The sequence below is a fragment of the Bradyrhizobium sp. th-b2 genome, from assembly GCF_000426785.1.
Lineage (GTDB): Bacteria > Pseudomonadota > Alphaproteobacteria > Rhizobiales > Xanthobacteraceae > Bradyrhizobium > Bradyrhizobium septentrionale.
Map to the genome: position 1 here is coordinate 1 of NZ_AUGA01000193.1, position 3,081 is coordinate 3,081.

3 protein-coding genes and 1 pseudogene are annotated in these 3,081 nt (G+C 59.2%); 2 read left to right on the forward strand and 2 right to left on the reverse strand.

The window, feature by feature from the left end; translation table 11 throughout:
* Positions 1 to 617 (reverse strand): Flp family type IVb pilin (locus K359_RS63895; protein ID WP_035978515.1); only part of this gene is annotated, 617 nt, incomplete at its 3' end.
* Between the two features lie 16 nt (positions 618 to 633).
* Positions 634 to 975 (reverse strand): transposase, encoded by a 342-nt coding sequence (locus K359_RS66030; protein ID WP_371261266.1) that lies wholly within the window; start codon positions 973 to 975, stop codon positions 634 to 636.
* Positions 976 to 1,842: 867 nt separating this feature from the next.
* Here K359_RS66030 and K359_RS58135 point away from each other — a divergent pair.
* Positions 1,843 to 2,382, forward strand: a complete 540-nt coding sequence (locus tag K359_RS58135) for a hypothetical protein (RefSeq protein WP_156929127.1) — start codon at positions 1,843 to 1,845, stop codon at positions 2,380 to 2,382.
* A 172-nt stretch (positions 2,383 to 2,554) separates the two neighbouring features.
* Positions 2,555 to 3,081: pseudogene (locus K359_RS66655) on the forward strand (hypothetical protein); the annotation flags it as partial.

The following is a 3,081-nucleotide window of genomic DNA, read 5'->3' on the forward strand; positions in this document are numbered from 1 at the left end:
TCGCGGGCGGCTGAGAGAATGGTCCAGACCTCAGCTAGTAGCGCTTGGCGTTCTGGCGGGACGGACATGCCCCTGTCCTCCTCAAGCCGAAACGACACGGACGGGAGCACCGGATATCGTCGCCTCGTATTCACCAAGAACCGGCCATCAATTGACGCTCCTATGTGCTCTTCGATGTATTGAACGAGGCCGGCACGAACCGCCTCAATGAACTCGGTCGCCGTCTGTCGAATGATCTCTTTGCTCTCCATCTCCCCCCCCCCGAGGTATGCCGAGATGCTTTGAAACGCCGCGCCCAGCGTGCCGCCGAGCGAGGAGACGATGGCGAGCGCGATCCCGGCGCAGAGGATCGAGTACTGGATCGAGGTGACCCCACGCTGATCCGGGACGAAGGGCAGGATCACGGCTCCCAGGTTCGGCATCCGCAGCGGAAGACGTTGCGCAAGACGATGGCGATCAAACGCGATCACTTCGCAGTCGTCGTCCGTCACTGGGTTGTCGTGCATGTGGTCGATAGCATCGAGGTCGATGGCTTCACTGCTGCGGGCCGTCGCGGCGACGACCAACTCGATTTTCTCGCGCTTCAGCGCAGTGAGCCGCTGCGCCTCCGCAATCAACGTGCCAGCCGCTCGGTCATTTGCGGCCCTCCACGATACGCTCAATGAACTTGACGAAGGCGACCTGAACAGCCGGCTCCAGGTACACGACGTGATCGCATTCAGGACGCGGTGCACGAAGCTGGATTTCATCTCGATCTCGATTACCCCGGAGAGCTTGGTGTCGCCACACCGTGAGCAGCCCGCGGGCAACGCCATTGCACCGCGCCACCTCGGAGATGTTCGCCCCCTCCTCGAAGCTCTCCGCTACGATCCGGGCCTTCTCTTCGCCCGTGCATCGCCGCCGCTGTCCGGTGATCACCTCGACCCGACGATAGGAATCACCTTCCTGCCTGGCATGAAGCATGGTATTTGCCATCGTTGCACCTCCACCGATCAGCTCATGCCAGGCTGTATCGCAGCCGAGCCTCACGATGGCGAGGTGGGGGCCTCATGCCGGTTACGTTGATCCAACCCGATCGGTCAGGGGATGCGGGGCCTTGGGCGACGTAACACGACCTGCGACGAAAATTCGTTGCGATCGAAGGTGCAGATGCGCTTGCGCCGCCCGCCCCTATGTCCCTATGTCCCTATGTCCCCGCACGTACGATCTGGGGAATGGCGGCGCAAGAGGACTGGCCCCTGGGCGATGAGGCTGATGCTGATGAATTGTCGACGCCCTACACACAAAGATCCGGTGCGATGATCGATCGTACCGTACCGCGCTCGTTGCGGAATCAGCAACAAGAGGTCTGCCCAAAGACTCTTTGTGCTTTTCAGACGAGAGCTTGGCCAACGATTTCACGGTCCGAGACTTTGATACCCCGATGCGGTGAGACGCATGTTGCCCGGCAGCGCACGCCAATACCTAGCCAGGCCTCCAAAGCGATCGTCAGTCTCTGGAGACAAATCGGCGTCGGTCTGATTCGCTACGGCAGGTTCTGCGATTAGTAAGGCTACCGATATACCGCTAACCGGTGCCTCCTCCCAAGACTTGGTAGGTTGAACTTAGTTGGACAGCGCCCTCTAATGACCAAAGATCAGGCGACCTGCAAGCCGAAAGGCGAGCCCAAGTTTGCCGGAAACGGCGTGGAGTTTCGGCGAACGTCTCTTCGGGCGATTTTGACAATGGAAGCGGTAGGCCACACGATGCTCCGTACTCTCATTCTAATTGCCTTAACGTTTCGTCACGACAAGATCGAGCGCTCAGGGTACCGACGCCAACCCTATCTAAGTTGACCAAGGTATGGATTGGACCGCGGCAGCGAGAGCGGATTTCTATTCGCGCGATCAGGGTTCGCGTTCGATTTCGTTATCTTGGATGCAGGCCCTGAAGCAAACGAACGGACAGCCGTTCCTCGCGGATGGCTTGTCACGGTACGGGTATCTACGGAATCCTGCAAACACGGCCAACCTTCCCGTCGGCTTTCACGCTTCTGGCCCTCAAGACTTCCAGGTCGTCGGAATGACCTGCTCGGCATGTCACTCGCGCCAGATCGAAGTTGACGGCAAGGTGTATCGGGTGGATGGCGGTCCGGGGTTTGTAGACTTCTACGCACTGCTTGGCGATCTGGACAAGGCAGTCGGCGACGTGATCGCCAGCGACAGCTCGTTCGCTCCGTTTGCTGCAGCTGTTCTGCGGTCCGCAACGCCGGATGCGGCCGATGTTGCGGATCTTCGTCGACAGTTGGCGAGGTTCTGGGGGTATTCGCTACGTTCGAGCCGAAGCGTCAGGGCGCGATCATCAATTTCCTCGACAATAACTCCGCCAATTTCGACGGCCTGAGCGAGCTTGAAAACTTGGTGAAGCGAATCGGCCCTCCGAAATGGCCCTGGAAGATTGACGCTGCTTTAGCCCCACGAGGCAAGGCTATTTTTGAAAGGGATTCCGCTGAAGGGGGATGTCGCGAATGCCACGGGATTGAAGACGGAGAGCAACGCATTCCATTCATCAAAACATGGAGGACTACGGTCCAGAACGTTGGTACCGATACACGAGAATACGACGTCCTCGCCTGGAAAGCGAAGACGGGCGTGCTGAAGGGAGCGTACATCCCTTCGCGACCGTCCCACTCAAGGAGAACGATGAGGTCCTTAACATTCTTGCGAGCTCGGTCATTGGTTCGATCGCAGAACACCTGTTGGCCGGCGCCGCGCCTTCCACTAACGCACGGGTGGCAGCGGCGCCAGACCCGGGATCGTCGGACACACCGGATTCTCTGGGGCTGGTGCGACTACCACCAACGCTGCAGGATTTGCTAACGGCTTTCGATACTGCCAGCACCTCCGAAGCAATCAAAAAGGCCAAGCGGCAGGGAGCAGAAAGAGCATCTCGGAGTCGGCTCCCTCCGTGGGGCGCCTACGAGGCTCGTGTTCTGCAGGGTATTTGGGCCGCCGCACCTTATCTTCATAACGGCTCGGTCCCTACCCTGGCGGAATTGCTCAAGCCATCAGGGGAGCGCAAATCGCAGTTTAGCGTTGGACG